Source organism: Candidatus Viridilinea mediisalina, assembly GCF_002532535.1.
GTDB classification, from domain to species: domain Bacteria; phylum Chloroflexota; class Chloroflexia; order Chloroflexales; family Chloroflexaceae; genus Viridilinea; species Viridilinea mediisalina.
This window is the reverse complement of sequence record NZ_NQWI01000020.1, coordinates 39,768-57,785: the sequence shown is the minus strand read 5'-3', so window position 1 is coordinate 57,785 and position 18,018 is coordinate 39,768. Positions and strand designations below refer to the sequence as shown.

General features: G+C 57.6%; 14 protein-coding genes and 1 pseudogene. 6 read left to right on the top strand and 9 right to left on the bottom strand.

Annotation, left to right across the window (positions count from 1 at the left end):
* The 4 genes and pseudogenes from CJ255_RS23390 to CJ255_RS06795 all read left to right on the top strand — a co-directional run.
* Nucleotides 1-1,569, top strand: a pseudogene (locus CJ255_RS23390) (hypothetical protein); the annotation flags it as partial.
* Nucleotides 1,559-2,221 carry a hypothetical protein gene (locus CJ255_RS06805; protein WP_245863229.1) on the top strand — a complete coding sequence of 221 codons (663 nt, stop codon included), beginning with the start codon at nt 1,559-1,561 and terminating at the stop codon, nt 2,219-2,221. The pseudogene CJ255_RS23390 and the gene CJ255_RS06805, both read left to right, overlap by 11 nt.
* 162 nt (nt 2,222-2,383) lie before the next feature.
* On the top strand, nt 2,384-4,567 hold the full coding sequence (locus CJ255_RS06800; protein WP_097643337.1) for a glutamate mutase L: 2,184 nt from the start codon (nt 2,384-2,386) through the stop codon (nt 4,565-4,567).
* Between the two features lie 10 nt (nt 4,568-4,577).
* Complete coding sequence (locus tag CJ255_RS06795; RefSeq protein ID WP_165774595.1) at nt 4,578-6,770, top strand: glycosyltransferase family 87 protein; 2,193 nt, start codon at nt 4,578-4,580, stop codon at nt 6,768-6,770.
* An 88-nt stretch (nt 6,771-6,858) separates the two neighbouring features.
* On the opposite strand, the gene CJ255_RS06790 is transcribed toward CJ255_RS06795, so the two are convergent.
* From CJ255_RS06790 to CJ255_RS24630, 9 genes are all read right to left on the bottom strand, one after another.
* A complete protein-coding gene (locus CJ255_RS06790; RefSeq protein WP_097643335.1) occupies nt 6,859-7,785 on the bottom strand; it encodes a prenyltransferase in 927 nt (308 codons plus the stop codon).
* A complete protein-coding gene (locus CJ255_RS06785; protein ID WP_097643334.1) occupies nt 7,782-8,678 on the bottom strand; it encodes a homogentisate phytyltransferase in 897 nt (298 codons plus the stop codon). The genes CJ255_RS06790 and CJ255_RS06785 overlap by 4 nt, the downstream gene beginning before the upstream one ends.
* Nucleotides 8,679-8,762: 84 nt before the next feature.
* Entirely contained in the window at nt 8,763-9,095 is a 333-nt protein-coding gene (locus CJ255_RS06780) for a cupin domain-containing protein (RefSeq protein ID WP_097643333.1), read from the bottom strand.
* A 232-nt stretch (nt 9,096-9,327) separates the two neighbouring features.
* Nucleotides 9,328-9,801 (bottom strand): hypothetical protein, encoded by a 474-nt coding sequence (locus CJ255_RS06775; RefSeq protein WP_097643332.1) that lies wholly within the window; start codon nt 9,799-9,801, stop codon nt 9,328-9,330.
* A gap of 125 nt (nt 9,802-9,926) precedes the next feature.
* On the bottom strand, nt 9,927-10,496 hold the full coding sequence (locus CJ255_RS06770; protein ID WP_165774594.1) for a lamin tail domain-containing protein: 570 nt from the start codon (nt 10,494-10,496) through the stop codon (nt 9,927-9,929).
* Nucleotides 10,489-11,757 carry an organoarsenical effux MFS transporter ArsJ gene (gene arsJ, locus CJ255_RS06765; protein ID WP_097643330.1) on the bottom strand — a complete coding sequence of 423 codons (1,269 nt, stop codon included), beginning with the start codon at nt 11,755-11,757 and terminating at the stop codon, nt 10,489-10,491. Before arsJ ends, CJ255_RS06770 begins: the two co-directional genes overlap by 8 nt.
* 167 nt (nt 11,758-11,924) lie before the next feature.
* Nucleotides 11,925-12,947: an ArsJ-associated glyceraldehyde-3-phosphate dehydrogenase gene (locus tag CJ255_RS06760; protein WP_097643329.1), complete on the bottom strand. Its 1,023-nt coding sequence runs from the start codon at nt 12,945-12,947 to the stop codon at nt 11,925-11,927.
* 174 nt (nt 12,948-13,121) lie between these two features.
* Nucleotides 13,122-16,286: a PAS domain S-box protein gene (locus CJ255_RS06755; protein WP_097643328.1), complete on the bottom strand. Its 3,165-nt coding sequence runs from the start codon at nt 16,284-16,286 to the stop codon at nt 13,122-13,124.
* Nucleotides 16,287-16,302: 16 nt separating this feature from the next.
* Nucleotides 16,303-16,428: a hypothetical protein gene (locus CJ255_RS24630; protein WP_281257188.1), complete on the bottom strand. Its 126-nt coding sequence runs from the start codon at nt 16,426-16,428 to the stop codon at nt 16,303-16,305.
* A 359-nt stretch (nt 16,429-16,787) separates the two neighbouring features.
* Between CJ255_RS24630 and CJ255_RS06750 the strand changes: the two genes are divergently transcribed.
* A complete protein-coding gene (locus tag CJ255_RS06750; protein WP_097643327.1) occupies nt 16,788-17,429 on the top strand; it encodes a thiamine diphosphokinase in 642 nt (213 codons plus the stop codon).
* 110 nt (nt 17,430-17,539) lie between these two features.
* On the top strand, nt 17,540-17,719 hold the full coding sequence (locus CJ255_RS23385; RefSeq protein ID WP_097643326.1) for a hypothetical protein: 180 nt from the start codon (nt 17,540-17,542) through the stop codon (nt 17,717-17,719).
* The last annotated feature ends 299 nt before the right edge of the window (nt 17,720-18,018 follow it).

Below are 18,018 nucleotides of genomic sequence, written 5' to 3'. Positions count from 1 at the left end.
CTCCAAGAACCCGCTGAACCTGCCCCGCCCGCACCGGGCGACGATGTCCCCGCCTGGCTCCAAGGCGACCAGCAGGCCGATGACGCCGCCCCCGCCTGGCTCCAAGAACCCGCTGAACCTACCCCGCCCGCACCGGGCGACGATGTCCCCGCCTGGCTCCAAGGCGACCAGCAGGCTGGTGCTGCTGCGCCTGCTGCGGGCGATGATGTCCCCGCGTGGCTGGCCGCTACGGATGAACCGAGTTCGCCCGCTGATGCAGCAACCAGCGAGCCTGGACTACCACCTTGGTTGCAGGGCGTGGCCGATGAACCTGCTGCGCCTACCCCTGCTGCCCGCGCTCCCGAACCAGCCCGGCGCCCCAAAGCGGCTGAAGATGAAAGTGATAGCCACTCGTTCCTTAGTGGTACGGAGTTGCCGAGTTGGTTGCGTGCTGCCGAGCCAGAACGGCCCAAAGAGGAACCTCAAACTGGACGTGGGCTCGATTGGCTCCGTAGTTTGGGTGATAGCGAACAGCAGGATGAAGATTCCGTTCCGCGCGTGAGTGTGCCGCTAACGATGCCGGAACGGCCCCGCTTTCAGCCCAGTGCCGATCAGATGGTAGCAGCAGGGCTATTGCGCCAATTAGCCGCGACGCCCTTCCCTGAGCCGATTGCCCCACCAACCCCCGCTCCACTGAGCCGCTGGCAGCGCATTGGGCTCGATCGTGTCCTCTATGCTGTCTTGTTGCTTGCTCTGATGTTGGCACTATTGATTCCTAGCTTGACCCTGCCCTTCCAGACGGCCAACCCGCAAGCACCGGGGGCCGCTGAGGTGAGTGAGTTGCTCGCTACACTTGATGGCGATGATGTGGTGCTGCTGGCCTACGAGTGGTCGGCCCAGCGCAGCAGTGAACTGCGCCCGCTGGAACAGGCTATCACTAGTCGCCTGATGGCCGAGCGTACCAAACTGATCTTGGTGAGTACCAATATGCAGGGTACCCTGCTCTCGTTTGATCTAACTGGGCCGTTGCAGGCTGCTGGCTACAATAATGAGGCCGGTATTCTGTTGGGTGGGCGCGACTACGTGCTGTTGGGCTATCGTCCAGGCGGCGAGTTGGCGCTACGTGGTCTGGCGCAGGATCTGCGGGGCGAGCTACGCTCCGACTTTGACGGCCAAGATGCAACCCGTGGGTTAGTGGCCAATTTCCCTGATGGCACGCCGCGTTTCAACGGCATTCGTGATCTGAGTATGATCATTGTGCTGGCCGATACGCCTCAGGATGTGCAAGCATGGATGGAGCAGATTCACCGTGCTGCACATGAAGTACCGATTGTCTTTGCCCTGCCGCAAGAGGCCCAACCCTTGGCCCAGCCCTACCTGCGCCAACCGGGGGTCTATGCGATCTCTGGGCAGCGCGGCGCACTGGCGCTGCTCGCTGATGATCCTCAGGCCGATGCTAGCGCGTTGGCGCGCTCGACTGGCCAACTCTCGTTTGCAGTAGTGGTCTTTCTGATCTTGCTCTTTGGTGGCGCAATCGGCTCTACACTAGCGCGGAGACGCACTGCGCGGGAGGTTCGCGGTGGATCCTGATGCACTCGCCAATCTTGCGATGGGCCTGATTGCAGTGGTATTGACCCTGCTGGTCTTTAGTCGTCTGCTTGGTGATAATCCCGCCTACCGTCTGGCCCAATACCTCTTCATCGGTGTTTCGTTGGGCTATGCCTTTGTGGTCATCTACCACCATGTGCTGCGTCCGTCGTTTATGGCGATCCTTGTTGATAGCGCAAACCCGCTGCGCTTGCTTGTCCATCTGGTGCCGTGGGTGCTGAGTCTGCTGTTGCTGACGAGGCTCAGTGGTCGTCAGACTATCTCATGGTTGGCCAATATTCCTTTGGCTCTGCTCTTTGGGGTTGGGGCCGCATTGGCGGTTGGTGGGGCGCTGCTTGGCACCCTGTTACCCCAGATTCTCGATACGATCCGGCCAGCGGGCTTTGATCCTGTCCAGATGATCGGCTCAGTGCTGCTGCTGCTCGGTGTCATCTTTACGCTGAGCTACTTCTACTTCACGATCCCCCGTGAGAGCGCCCAGGGCCGGGTGGTGGTCTTCAGTGCAAAGATTGGACGTTGGCTGCTCATGGTTGCCTTTGGCTTCTTCTTTGCAGGCGGATTGCTCACCTACCTAACGGCACTCAATGGGCGCCTTGAGTTTATTGTAGGTTGGTTGCGTTCACCATTTGGCTAAAAGAGTTGTAGAACTAAGGTGTGGTTGGTAGCCTCGTTACCGTTTGCGAGGACGCGAGGATGCGAGGATGCGTGAGGCGAAGCCCTCGCCGCTTCGCCTCACGCATCCTCGCAAGATGGTAAAGCGACCTTCCACTTTTCTGAAACCTTCCCGAACGATACTATGACAAAACCATTGGGTGCGGTGTTGGTTGCTGAGGTGGGAAGCCTGATCACGAAGGTGACCCTCGTTGATCAGGTGGAACGCGATTTCCGCCTGATTAGCCATGCCGAAACAGCCAGCACCGTTGAACTTCCCTTCAACAATGCCCTCGTGGGCATCCTTGAGGCCGCAGCCCAGATTAGCGATTTTACAGGCCGCCAATTGTTGACGCCTGAGGGCCAGTTGCTCATGCCCCAAACCAATGAGCAGGATGGCGTCAATCAAATTGTGGTGACCACTAGCGCAACTGGAACCTTGAGCCTCGTGATTGCAGCCATTGCCAGCGATGTCTCGGCGCGAAGTGCCCTGCACGCCAGCCGGTCAATCTATAGCGCTCTGCTACAAGTGGTGACCTTGGATGATGCGGTGGGGCAACCACTGGTTGGCCCTGCCGAACGCTCATGGATCGAGCGTCAGGTGGAACGCTTGTTGAGCCTCCAGCCCGATCTGGTGCTGATTGCCGGTGGGCTTGATGGTGGGGCGGTGGGGGCGGTGAAGCGCCTAGCCCATATTGTTGGCCTCACCGCTGTGAGTACAGGGGTGACCACGAGTGGTGAGCAGCAGCAAGAGTTGAAGACACGCCCGGTGATCTATGCGGGCAATCAGGCCGCCCGTGAGCAGGTGAGCGCAGCACTGCAAGAGCGTGCCGAGCTTGTGGTGGTTGACAATGTACGCCCAACACTCACCCAGGCCAATCTCGATCCAACGCGCCAAGCCTTGGCTGAACTGTATGAGCGTTTGAACCTGCCGCGCCTCGCTGGGGTTGGCAATCTACGCAGCCTGAGTCGCGCCCCACTTCGTACTGTCTGCCAAGTGCAAGGTATGATGACGCGCTTTCTGGCCGAACGCACTGGGCGACGGGTTTTGCTCGTTGATGCAGGCGCGAGTGCGAGTGCTGCCTTCTATGCCGCGCCCGGACGCTACCATCCGGCGCTTCTTGGAACAATCGGGACTGCGTATGGCATCAGTTCACTGCTGGCCGATGTGGGGTTAGCAGCAATAAAACGTTGGTTGCCCTTTACCCTTGAGGACAACGAGCTTACCGAGCGTTTGTTGAACAGTATGCTGCGACCACAGATGCTGCCCGCTGATACAGAAGCGGTCTATCTTAGCCAAGCGCTCGCCTGTGAAGCGTTGCGGGTTACCTATGCCGCGCTCAACGATGAGACCGCCGTAGGCGATTTTGATTGGCTCATTGCAGCCGGAGGGGTCTTGGCCCATAGCCCGGCCCCAGGGCTGGCCTTACTCACACTGCTGAATGCCCTGAACCCAACGGGCGAGAGTGATAATCCGGTGGTGGATGTCTTCCTCGATACCTTGGGGCTGCTGGTTGCGGGTGGCGCCTTGGCCGGGCTTGATGAGGAAGCTGCAATCAGTATGCTTGACCGTGACCTACTGCAGAGTACAGCTTTAGCCAGCGTCGTAACCCTACTTGGCGAAGGCAAACCTGGTGAATTAGCGGCGCAGGTCGAACTGAGTGCGGTAAAGGGGCGTGTTCAGCAGGTCGCAGTAGCGCATGGCGAGCTTGTGCGGATTCCTCTGCCCCAAGGCTATTATGGGCAACTCCGCATCACTCCAGCCGCAGGGGTACGAGTGGGCACCGCCGCTCCCGGCGAAGTCTTGGCTTCACCCGGCGCGGATCTCGCAGGCAGCGAGTTGGGGCTCGTGATTGATGCACGTGGCCGCCCGCTGCGCCTGCCCGAAGCGCCAGCCGAGCGTTGTGCCCTCTTGTGGCGCTGGTTGGTCGCACTGGGCGTCGAGCAGGGCGAAAATCCCTATGTGGTGGCCGAACCCGCACCGCAACCAGTACCCGCCGTAGCCGCACCTACGCCAGTAGCGCCACCTACCACAGCGTCTCCCGCCGCAGCAGATCCGCCCGCGCCAGCAACACCGCCCGCCGCAGCGCCCCCCCCGCCCCCCGCGCCCCCTGCGCCCCCCGCTCCCGTAGTTGAGGCGGTCGGTGCCAGTGAGGTCGTCAGCGAACAGCCCAAAGGCAAACGCATCTCACTGGATGATCTCAAAACGCAAGAGCAGGTGCCAGCCTCCCCGCCAGCCCAACCCGGGCTTGAGAGCGATCTCGACTCATTGCGTCAAACGGTGGAAGAAACTCCAAAGCGGCGGGGATGGTTTGGGCGTAAGAAATAGAGTTGTGTTTATGCGAGGGAAAGGCTCTAGCGACCTCTTGGCAGGCGCGGTAGCAGCGTTGGTTACGCTGCTGCTCGTTAGTTTGGCTTATGCTCAGGCGTGGCCGCTGATCGTAGATGTTGGAGAAAACGATCACTGGTTGGTTGCGGGCTTTCATGATCCAGAGCAAGGGGCGATTGGCTCTTTCCGCTGGACCGATGGGGACTCACAGATCTTTTTGCCCCGTCCCACCCTGCGGCGCTCGGTGCTGCTCACGGTGCGGGTGATCGATCCACGCGCAACGCCTACTGCACCACGCGATGTGATCATCCGTACCGATGGTGCAGTCTTGGCGCAGATCAGGATCGATCATGGGCAACTGCGTGACTATGAACTACTCGTACCAGTCGATACCAAGCTCTTCCAGAGTATCAAAGTCCGGCTGATCAGCGATGTAACCCTAGAACATGAAGATGGACGCGAATTGGGCGTCGCGCTCAAGCGCATTGCGATCATGCCTAGTGGTGACGGGCCACTGCTGCCTAGCCCGTGGCTCATGCTGCATGCCATGCTCTTTGGCGTGCTCAGCTATACTGCCGGGCGGCTCGCAGGTGCCAAGCAAGCCGTGGCCTTGCTGATTACCGGTGGCTTTACGCTCTTGCTTGCGCTCTTGGTGGGCTTCAAGCCCCTCGACACCCTGCCCTACATCCATCGCTTTACCCTGCTTGCGCTGGTCTTCTGCTTTGGTGGCGGGATTATCCGCTTCTTGCTGTTGCCCGCCCCCAATCAGCAGCAGACAACCGTGCTGCTGCCGGGACGCTACCTCCCAATTGTGCTTGCCACATGCGCTTGGTTCGCATTGCTCTTCCAGTACATCATGATCTGGGATGGCGCGAGCGGCATTGGCTCACCAACATGGATGCGTGCGACCGGACTGAGTCTGGCGGTTGGCGGTCTTGGGCTGTGGGGCTGGCGCACATGGCAGGATCGCAACCTAAGCCTCGTTGAACAGCGCGAGCAACGGGCCCGTCCGCTCCTGATCATGCTGGCGGTCGCTGCGGCGCTGCAGATCGCCATGAGCCTTGAGTTCGCCTTTTCGCGCCAAGCCCCCGACTTCCTCATTCTCTATCGTGGTGCGCGTGATTGGGTTGCGGGCGGCTCATTTTACGACCTTGAAGCGGTTGTGACCAACCATTTTGGTCATGTCTTCAAAGTGCCGCCCTTCTATGGTATGTTCTTTGTACCCCTTGTGTATGGCGTTGATGAGGAGCGTTCGCTGCTGTTGCACCGCATTATGAACACGCTGCTGATTGCGGCTACCGCGCTGGCGTGGCTACGCATGTGGCGCATCCCGCTCTTCTCGTTTACCGCCATGGGGCTACTGCTCATCCTCGATTTCCGGCCCCTCTTTGATACCATCGCCTTTGGACAGATTGACATTGTGCTGCTCTTCCTGCTCACCCTCGCCCTCTGGGCCCTGCGGGAAGAACGCGATGGATTGGCGGGGGTACTCGTAGCCTTGGGCACGCTCTTCAAAATCTACCCGGTCATCCTGCTCGCCTTCTTTGTACTCAAACAGCGCTGGCGGGCACTGATCGGTTTTGGCTTGGGTATGCTCATCTTCAATGGGATTGCGGTAACCCTCGTGGGCTGGGAAGAGCACCGCATCTACCTCTTTGAGGTGGTACCCAAGATTGGCGGAACCACCTCGTGGGTTGAAAACCAGACCATTTCGGGCTTTATGGCCCGCCTCGCGGCCCCACCCACTGCCGCTTCGATCTTCCGTGACCCGCTGCTCCAAATGGTGGGCACGGTCATCTCGGGCCTCTTTGTTCTAGCCGCTCTTGCATTAACCCTACGCCCCGCCAGTAGCCAACGTACGCGCTTTGCGCTGCAATACGGCCTCTTCCTGCTCCTTATGGTACTAACCGTTCCAGCGGCTTGGATGCACTACCAGACATTGCTGCTCGTACCCTTTGCGACGCTGCTGCTACACTTCCGCGAACGGCAGGTACCCCTAGGTTTCGCCTTGCTGTTAGGCATCAGTTTCGCCCTGATCGCCTTTGGCAACCAGTGGTCATTCTATGATCGCAGTGTAAGCGGTTTCATCAGCGTGCTTGGAGTCTCATACAAACTCTATGGCATGCTGCTGCTTGCTGGCTTGCTGGGCTTTACGATTATGGAAGCAGGGAGCAGGGAGCAGGAAATAGAAAGCAGGAAATAGGAAATAACGCGAACGTTATATCAATCACCATAATCAAGGACGCTAAAGCCCATTGGGACGCCATGTTCGGCAATCTGCAATCTGCAATCTACAATCGTAACAGGAAGGCAAGGAGCATCAAGCCAGCACTAGCCACAACCTGGCCGATGCTCCAGAAGCCGAGGGCGTCCCAGAGGTGGGGTTTGGCCCAGATGCCCCTGAAAGTTTGGAAGCTGATCCAAAGGCCAATCGGGGCGGCACCCAGGGGCGCAAGAGCAACGAGGGTGGGTAGCCCGGCGTACCAGAGCAGCGGTAGCATGAGGTAGGCTACCACTGTGGTACCAGCCATGCACCACGCAGCCCGCTCTGGCCCCAACAGCACCGCCAGGGTCAGTTTGCCGACGGCGCGGTCGCCCTGCTGATCGGGTAGACTAACCGCCACCAGCATGGTGAATTGCATCAAGCAGAGGGGCAGAATGATCAGCAGACTAAGCAGCGTGAGTTGGCCAGTCTGCAAGATATAGCCACTCAAAGCCGTCGTGCCGGTCACCACAAACGCGCCCACCGGCTCACCGAAGCCCCGGCGGTGCAGGTAGAGCGGTGGGCCGCTGTAGACCCAGGCCAGCACGATGGCAACCAAGAGCAGTGCGCCGCTGGCGAGAGGGCTAGGCGAAGCACTGGCGGCGAAGCCGGCCAGCACGAGGGCTAGGCCGCCACAGCACAGCGCGGCCCAGAGGGCCGCTTGGGGGGGCAACTGACCACTTGGCAAAACACGGCTACCACCCGACCAGCGCGTTGGGGTTGGGTTAGCCTGGTCAGCATCAAGATCAAAGTAGTCGTTGCTGTAGTGGTTCATGAGTTGGGCCGTCATGACCGTCAGCAGGCCCAACAGCGCAGCATCAAGGGCGAGGGGCGCACCGGCATAACCCGCAGCGGCTACACCAAGGGCATAGAAGAGCGCACCGCCCGCAAGGTGCAGGGGCCGACCAAGGAGGATTAGAGCCACTAGGCGTGCCAGCAGCCCAGTGGGTTTCATGTCGTCACCCGCGCCAACTCATAGAGGCTCAACAGGGCAAACTCAGCATAGAAGAGGCCCCAGAGCAGCATGTAGAAATTGGTGATAGACTGCTGCTGGCTCAAATCCACACGCAGCGTGGCCCACCAAAAGATAGCGATAACGATCAGGTGGCTGACAAGCAGAAAGAGGGGCGCAAAGCCGGGCAGACTCAACAGAGCAATGACAATGGGCAAAGCATAGCACACACTCATCACCACTCGCCCTAGATTGAGTACCTGTTGCGGCCCCATCCTCGTGGTAAAGGTCTCAATCTGAAACTGGCGATCCCCCGCATCATCAGGCAGGTCTTTATAGATCGCAATCACCAAAGCAAAGCCAAAAAAGAAGACCGCCAGCATCGTCATGGTGCCAAGCGGTAGTTCAACGCCAAGGGTATAGCGGTAGTGCAGCGCCACCCCCAAGTTCGAGATAACGCCACGAGCAATGGCGATACTCAACGCAGCGGGGATAGGCCAGCGTTTAAGGCGCAGCGGCGGCAGCGAATAGAGCGAACCAATCAGCATAATCAGCGCCACCATCGCCAGCAGAAAGGGGCCAGCGAGGGCCGCGCCAACAAGGGCCAGCAGGGCCGCAGCAATGACTAAGCGCTGCCCATTTTGGAGGCTCAGAGTACCAGCCGCAATCGGCAACCAAGGCTTATTAACGCGATCAATCTCCACGTCGGTCAACTGATTCACCCCAACCACATAGAGATTGAGGGCCAGGCAGATCAACAACGTTACAGCGGCAACAGCAAGTGATGTCAGTTGCAGCGCCTGCGTACCGGCCACAATCACCAGAATGGTCAACACCTGCACACTGGTAGCAATGACCGTATGGGGGCGCGCAAAGCCAATCAGGGTCTGGAGCATATTGGTTCCTAGCGGAGCTGTAAGAATGCTGCGGCTACCCTCTAGCTGAGCTGGGTCTGGGAGAACCTGGTTCTCCCAGACTACTTAATCGCCATCGGCGGCCAAATAGTCAGCGCGAGGCGGGGTAAAAGTATCGAGAACCACCGCATCTTCGAGTGTCCAGACAGCGTGGGGACTATTGGCAGGGATAGCGACCGCATCACCGGGGCCAGCCTCACACACAGTCGCATCAAGCTGCATGCGCAAGCGCCCACTCACCACATAGCTAATCTGTTCTTGGGGATGCTGGTGGCTTGGGATCTCGCTACCAGCCGCGAGATGGACAATCATCTGATAGATCGCAGGCGTAGCGACCAAGCGACGGCGGCGCACCCCGGGGAAGACCTCGATCCAGTTCGCACTTGGGCCTTTGATCATGGTGGAGCATCCTTGAGTTTATACCAATTCTGTTGGAACGCCATGTCCGACTAACAGCTATCGGCTTAGGGAATAGGAACGTTCCTATTTGCGCCATAGGTAGTGCCGACTTTAGTCGGCTTCCCATTGCTGGCAAAGACCTCAGCCGACTAAAGTCGGCACTACGATGCCCGCGAATCATGGACTATTCAGCATGACAGGCTGCTAGGATACGTAACAATTTCTGCTTCCCTTATTTCTTACGTTTGCGATCGCGGCGGGAATCGCGTCGCCCAGTGGTAGACGGAGGAGACGGCTCACTGACAGGTTCCGCCTCGGTGCGGGAGGCACGCGGAGGCGGTTGCGGCAACTTGATGCCCTTGGCACGCGCTTCGCGCTCAAGCTTTGGCAGCACCTTCTGCATGTAGTAGACGACATAGCCAAAGACTACGACCTCAATCAACGCTTGGCCCCAGAGCCAGAGCCGCATATTGAGCGTAGGCACATCGAGTAGGCGCAGCGTCCCAAAAAGCACTCCAACCCCAGTCAGCAGCATAATGGCAAGGCCCAACTGGCGCATGAAGGTATAGCGAGCGGGATTACGCTCGGTATGGCGAAAGTAAAGATAGGCACCCAGACCAACCCCAACAATTTGAGCAATAAAAAAGATCCAAGCGAGTGTCCCAAACTGAGCTTCGGCGGTTGTGAGATAGGTAATAAGCCCCATAAGCTACGCGATCCTCCAAGCAACAAGCTGATCCAGAGCGGATCGCGGCGATTATAGCAGTGTGATCTATGGGCGTCAACCGCTAGGGCTACAGCAACGCCACCTCTGTTGGTTTGCCGTGTTCCTCACCGCGCTAGCGATGGAGTACTACATATAAACCAATGGTGTTCAATCATCCACCATGAATTAGGGCGGATAATCGCAACGTGATCGTTGCCCGAAAAATTCCATGTATCCGTTGCTTCGCCAATATAAAAGTTGTACTCATCATCTTGACCAACCCCACGCCAAATGCGAAAATGCTCGCCTGGAGCGAGGGTAAAGGTGGGGAGCGTTTGCTCTACATTATTATGCGCGTATGTCCAATTAGCCAAAGTCTGCGTATACTTACGTTCATTGCGGAGTTCAACATAGGCACTTACGTCACAGGGATGTTCAGCCTGCGACTCAAGCAAAGGCGCACTATCCATACAACCCATAAGGCTGAGACTGAGCAAAGCGACGAGGATGAGGTAAAATATTCGCATGGGATGATACCATTGTAGATTGTAGATTGTAGATTGTAGATTGTAGATTGTAGATTGTAGATTGCCGAACATGGCGTCGCAATGGGCTTTCACGTGCTTGATGATATGCCATGTTGGTATTGTAGCATGTGGGTGTAACTGGAAGTTGGTATAATTGGTATCACTCACCAACATCCTTCAACACAATTGGTCGGGTGCGTGGTGCGCGGTTGGTGGGCAGTAGCAACGAGAGCCCGCCGGCGGCGATGACAAAGGCGACAGAGGCCCAGAGGCAGGCGATCAGGCCGCCGTAACTGCCGTATTGGAGACCCAGTTGGTAGAGTAGGCCCGACAGTACGGTGCCTGCGAGACGGCCCATGGCGTTGGCCATGTAGTAGAAGCCGACATTCATTGCTACTTTGTCGCTGTCGGTATAGGCAAGGATGAGGTAGCTGTGGACAGCGGAGTTGAGCGCGAAGATGGCACCGAAGGCCAATAGGCCCGCCACGACGGCGAACGCGGGGGCAATTCCGGCGCTGAGGGCGAGGGCGATGCTTGCGGGGAAGGCGGCGAGCGCAAAGGCTAACCCGCTTGCAGTGCGCCCATCCGGTTCATTGGCCCCTTCGACGCGACGACGGATCAGGCCCGGCGTGGCTGCTTGCACAACACCATAGCCAATCGTCCACGCGGCCATAAAGCCCCCCGCCTGCCAGAAGTCCCAGCCTAAGACGCTGACAAAAAATACAGGTAGCCCCACCACAAACCAGACATCACGCGCCCCAAAGAGGAAGATGCGCGCTGCGGCCAGCATGTTAACCGCTTGGTTGTGGGAGAACATCTGGCTGAATTTGGCCTGCTTGTTGGCTGTGCCAAGGTCGCCCTTGATTAGCACCATGGCCAGAATGAGCGCCAGCAGCACCAGGGCGGCTAGAATGAACAGGGCCACTTGGAAGCCTACGAGGTTGAGCAGCAGCGCCCCCAGGAAGAAGCCGACCCCCTTGATCGCATTCTTCGAGCCGGTGAGGATGCTCACCCACTTGTAGAGTTGGCCCTGCGTTTCGCCCGCAACCAGCTTCACCGCGCTCTTCGACGACATCTTGGTGAGGTCTTTGGCAATCCCAGAGAGCGCTTGGGCGAGCATGACGTAGGGAACCACCAAGAGGCTTGGTGGGGCAAAGGCAAGGAGGCCCAAGGCGATCAGTTGGGTGCCTAAACCGAGAAAGAGGGTCGTCTTGAGGCCAAAGCGCGCCCCCAAATAGCCGCCAAAGAGGTTGGTGATGATGCCAAAGATCTCATAGAAGAGAAAGAGCATCGCCACCTCAAAGGGGCTATAGCCCAACTGGAAGAAGTAGAAGAGCACCAGCATGCGGATCGCCCCATCGGTGAGCGTATCCGCCCAATAGGCCCCGGTGACGAGGATGTAGTTGCGGAGGTTGTTAGTTTGGTGCATGAGTCCACACCTTAGAGGAGAGAGAGGGTTTCACCACAGAGGACACAGAGAATTTCACCACAGAGGCACAGAGGACACAGAGAATTTCACCACAGAGGCACAGAGGACACAGAGAATTTTATATATGAGGGAGGCTTTCAGAAAGGGAGGTTTCCCTATTTCATCCTTCATCCTTCATCCTTCCCTAAACTCAGTGCCACCTTGCGCGCCAATGCTACATAGCGGTTGGCGTAGCCCCATTCATTATCGTACCAAGCATAGATTTTGACCTGCGTTCCATTGGTGACCATGGTGCAGGCTGCGTCTACAATTGCGGAGTGGGGATTGGTGACAAAATCGATTGAGACAAGCGGGCGGGTTTCGTAGGCCATAATGCCTTGAAGTGGGCCATTGGCTGCGTCTTCGAGCAGTTGGTTGACTTCAGCGACACTGGTGGGCCGTGCAACCTCAAAGACGCAGTCGGTGAGCGAGGCGTTGAGCAGCGGCACACGTACCGCTTGGCCATCCAGTTTGCCCTGCAACTCCGGGAAGATTAGGCCGATGGCGGTGGCCGAGCCGGTGGTAGTGGGCACCAATGAGAGCCCTGAAGCACGGGCGCGGCGCAAATCCTTGTGGGGCTGGTCGTGGACACTCTGCGTATTGGTTGAACTATGGATCGTGGTAATCATACCATGCGTAATCCCAATCCTTTCGTGGATCACCTTGACCACCGGAGCAAGGCAGTTGGTGGTACACGAGGCAGCGGTAACGATATGATGTTCGGCGGGATTGTAGAGATGATCATTGACGCCCATCACAATATTGAGCGTACCACCCTTGACTGGCGCAGCCACAATCACCTTCTTCACGCCAGCCTGGAAGTAGGCGGCAAGCTGTTCGGGGGTGCGAAACTTACCCGTAGCCTCCAGCACCACCTCAACCCCCGCCGCAGCCCACGGCACCGCACCGGGGTCTTTGTGGCTACTATAGCCAATGGTTGTAGCGCCAACCATGAGGCGATCCTTTTCGCCATGAGCCTCATACTGCCAACGGCCATGCACCGAATCGAAATTGAGCAGATGCGCCCCCACCGATCCATCACCGCCAAGCTCATTAATATGGGCAAACTCCAACTCAGGCCAGCCCCAAGCCGCCCGTAACGCCAGCCGCCCGATCCGTCCGAAGCCGTTGATGCCGATGCGCGTTGCCATAGTGCAATTCCTTCAATTACAATCATATCAATTCTCATTGATATGATTGTACCCCAACAGGCAGCACTTGTCTAGGGGGCTATGCCCCAAACCCGTTTGTTTATACCAGTAACGAGTGATGAGTGACGAGTGACAAGTAAGGCGCACCCTCTCTCCACACAAGATTTGGCTTACTCATATGGCGCGCGGCGCACAGCGTACCTGGTTGCGCCCGGCCTGCTTTGCCGTGTAGAGGGCAAGATCGGCCTGCTCGATCAGGGTCTCAAACGTCCGCGTGTCGGGACTCAGCGCACCAACCCCCAGACTCACCGTCACATAAATGGGTGGGCAGATGTCGCGTTGCGCCCCTATTTTTGGGATGGCCAGCCGTGCAATCGCCTGGCGCAGCCGTTCAGCTACCACGGATGCATCGTCTATGTCGGTGTCTGGGAGCAGCAGAACGAACTCCTCGCCACCATAGCGTGCCACCACATCAATCGCCCGCACGAGGCTCTTGCAACAGTCCGCAACGGCGCTCAATACCTGATCGCCCATAGGATGACCATAGGTGTCGTTGATTCGCTTGAAGTGATCGATATCGAGCATGATCAGCGCCAGCGGCATGTGGCCACGTAGCGCCCGTTCCACCTCGCGCCCACCAAATTGGAACAGGCCGCGCCGATTCACGATCCCCGTCAGCGGATCAGTCACAGCGAGCGCTTCGACTTCAGCGTAGAGTTGCGCGTGTTCGATAGCAATGGCAGCCTGACTGGCCAGCGTCTGGAGTCGTTCAGTGTGTGCGGGCGTAAAGCAGCCCGGCGTTGCGCTTTCGACGGTAAGAAAGCCCACTATATCCTGACGGATGCAAATGGGTACTCCCGCATATGCCATGAGCCAACTGGACGCTGCAACATCAACTTCGGTGGAATTGATCTGGATGGTGGGGAGCAATACCGGTTGGCCAGTATGTGCCATCTGGCTCAAGCTTGGCAGCAGCGCCGACGAAAACGGTATGCCCACAGCATCGACTGGATCGTGCGGAGGGTTGCCCCGCCGACGAGTAACCAAGATGCTATCGCTGGCGCCATCCACCAGCAGAATGGTAGCAGCGTCATGGGCCACAAAGCGCCCAACATGATCGAGAATGCAATCCAGCACGCTATCCACACTGAGGGTGCTGCTCAATGCGAGGGCGGTGTCGCGCAGCGCCTCGGCCAGGGCACGCTGTTCACGTTCAGCGACCTCCGTACGCACACGGGCGCTGATGTCGTGGATAATCGAGAAGAGAAGCACATAGGTACCAACGGTGATCGGGCTCGAATGAACCTCGACCATGCGGATTTCGCCCTGTGCCAGCCGATGCGGGAAAACGAAATGGTTGCGCTGCTCGGTCAACGCCCGCTTCCGCTCGGCAGCCACTTGCTCTGGAGAGAGTTGGTTGATCGCCTGGATCTGCATCCGACGCAGTTCCTCAAGCGAGTAGCCATAGAATGCAGAAGCCGCCAAATTTGCATCCACAATCGCTCCACTATACGGATCGATGAGCAACATAATTGCTTGGTGACGCTCAAACATGCTCCGAAAGCGTTGTTCAGCTTCGCGCAGTTCGGCCTCCAACGTGCGACGCATAGTGACATCAGTATGGGTGCCGATCACGCGCAGAGGTTGCCCATACTCGTCACGATTGATCACACGCCCACGATCGAGAATCCAGACCCATGCACCATTCTTGGCGCAGCAGCGATGCTCACACTCGTAGAAGGGTATCTGTCCGTCGAGATGGGCCTGAAGCGTCTCTAAAACGTATGGCATGTCGTTGGGATGGACGAGCTGCTTCCATGATGAGACATGGCCAACCAACTCGCCGGGGGCGTAGCCGAGCATCGTATACCAGCGTTCGCTAAAGAAGACCTCGCCGGTGGCGTAGTTCCAGTCCCAGAGTCCATCGTTGGCTGCGTTGAGAGCAAACTGCCAGCGCTGCTCACTCTCGCGTAAGGCTGCCTCGGTAGCCAGCCGCTCGCTCATGTCGGTAATGACGGCAACGCTGCCTGCGAATTGCCCATCTGCCACATGTGGTGTACCAGTGATCTGTACATGGACGATCTGTCCGTCGGCACGGCGAAGACGCGACAGGTAGGTGTTGGTCTGGCCACTCATACGGGTCGCGCGGGCGCGTTCAAGAGTCGTCCAATCCTCAGCCACCGTGAAATCAAGCGGTGAGCGCCCAATCAGGCTTGTTGGTACGTGGCCAAGCATGCGGGCGTAGGCGTCATTCACAAAAATAAAGCGCCCATCAGCACCAACCACGGTAAGCCCCTCACCCATCGTCTGTATCACCTGCAATGCAAAGTCGCGCTCCGCCTCAAGCTCGCGGGCAAGCGTATGTTGGATGGTGATGTCATGGAGCGTCACTAGCCACCCACCCACGCCCCTACGGTGGCAGGGGAACGCGGTCACGCGGAGTTCGATCATAGACGCAGCGGGGCCGAGATTCGTACATACGGATGTAGCCCCTCCCGTAGCGACTACGGCATGTGCCAGGGTAGGGAACATCTCCGCAAACGGCCTGCCAATGGCCTCATCGGTAAGGCCAGTAAGGTGCATGGCCGCCGGGTTGAGGCTTACGGTGCGTTGCTGGTGATCCAAGATGATTACTCCATCGCCGATCTGGTTAATCAACGTATCGTGAGCAGTTGGAATCAGATCGAACAGGTGGTGACGCGTCATACCCCAGAGTATGAACGCTCCGCTCACGGCAGAGGTGATGGGGGTGGGATCGATGACGATGGCGGGAATGGCAACGGCAAGGTAGAGTACATGAGTTAACCAGGATAGTCCGCCGCCGATGAGCATAGCAAGGATCTGGAAACGAAAGGTGGGCGGAACACGGCGCAGGGCGTCGATGAGCATGAACATGGTGACGCTGAGCAGCGCGTAGTTGTAGCTAGTGGCGACCCATAACCAGGGGCCAGGCTTGTAGATCAGATCAGGCCCAAGCTGCATGATCTGGAGCCAAATCCAACCATGCCAGGAGTTCGTCCATGCGAGTACGACCGTCAGGAGGGGGATTGCTGCAAGTAGTACGACGACTTTGGGGCGTGGGGCAGCAAGACCGACCACCTGCCGGGTGAAGAGCAGTGTGAGCAACGGGACGCTAAACAGAGCAATATACCGGAAGCATGTCAGGGTGATGTCTGATGCAACATCGGGAGTGAGGCGATGAAGTGCTTCCAAGACACTCCAGCAGCCTATGGCAAGCATCAGCAACACAAACATATCGCGCCCGGGGAGACTGGGGCGACGCGCAGCTACGATGGCAGCAAGAATGGCTATTGCAGCAGCGAGAAGTGCCACACTCATCGTTCGCTCATTTCTACTAGGGGTTCTGGCAAATGCTCAACCAGACCCGTATAGCAGATTGTAGATTAGCGTAGGCGCTCTCGTCGTGTACCACGCCATGCAGCAACATCTCACGCCAGGTCGTGTCCCATTCGGTCGGCACGATCTGCGGCTTCAGTTCAGGCGATGGGCATAAGGAAGATCTGGGCCGCAATGGCCTCATTGATGATATGATCAAGCATAGGGCTGATTATACCAAAGCTTCAGCCAAGGGTATGTGAAGGAACCAGGTTCCCTCGCATGCTTCCACTACTTTGGCCAAGGGTGCGCGAGAGAACCTGGTTCCCTCACACGCTCCCACCAAATCATACCCAAAGACTATCAACAGCGAGTTGTCGAAGCTAATGGAGAGTGGAAATTGGCGAATTGTTGTCCTATCGGGTACCAGCGTCCTTCCTGGAACAGTTAGATGCATCGGACCATTTGTTTCGCTCTCCTAATTCTGTTCATCAAGGCAATTGTATGCACACCATTATCATCGCCAATGCCCCCGATTTTCGTGTTGCGCCCTTTGCATCCCATGTGGCTGAAGCCGATCTGGTGATTGCCGCAGATGGTGGGGGCAATGCGCTCTTTGCTGCCGGGTTGACGCCCGACCTTGTAGTTGGCGATCTCGATTCGCTCGATCCAGCGGCACGGGCGGCCTTTGAGTTGGCTGAGGCGGAGATTGTGGCCTTTCCGGTTGAGAAGGACGAGACTGACCTGGAATTGGCGTTGCTGGCGGCGGTAGCGCGTGGGGCCGAGCGAATTGACATTCTGGCTGCTTTTGGGGGCCGTTGGGATCAGACGCTTGCCAATGTTGCGCTACTGGCCCTGCCTGAATTGAATGGGCGGCGGGTGCGTTTGCTGTCTGAAACGCAAGAGGCTTACTTGGTGCGTGGCGAGACGCCTATTGCTGGGGCGCTTGGGGCAACTATCTCATTGTTGCCGATGGGAGGGGCGGCGCGTGGCATCAATAGCCGAGGGTTACGCTACCCGTTGCACAACGCCGAATTGCGCTTTGAACGTTCACGGGGCGTGAGCAACCAGATCAGCGCACCGCCAGCCCAGATTAGCGTGGCTGAAGGTCTGCTCTTGGTGGTACACCACTTCATTGCCCCTTGACATACACTTGTGTGAGGGTATACACTTTAGTTGTGACTAAATAAGCTATTTGGCACCTGCATCTTCTCATGTTGCAAGCAACAAAAACTTGATTCAGGTGAGGCACAACTATGCGTACAACCCCACGAGAAAAGCTTGTCCTTTGGCTCAACGGCCTGATTGTAGCCGTCGCGCTTGAATGGTTGCTTCGTAGCCAAACGACACTCCTTACAGCGCAGAGCATGCTGTTGCTGCTGCCCATCCTTGGCATCATGGCTATGATGACCTTCGCGCTTCTGCGGCGTGCATAATACCATTGTAGATTGTAGATTGTAGATTGTAGATTGTAGATTGCAGGTTGCAGGTTGCAGGTTGCAGGTTGCAGGTTGCAGGTTGCAGGTTGCAGGTTGCAGCAAGGTTTTTTAGCGTTCCTTTGTGTTCTTTTGTGGCAATGAGCATATGTTCTGTTCGCCCTTGAACCGCAAATGGTGGGGGCTGCGAAGCCGTCCCCACCAAACGTTTCCCCGATTGTTGACCCTTGTGGGGACGTGTGCTAGAATAACCTCGGATTTACACCCATTGTATGTTTGTGCCATGGTTCCTGCCCAGA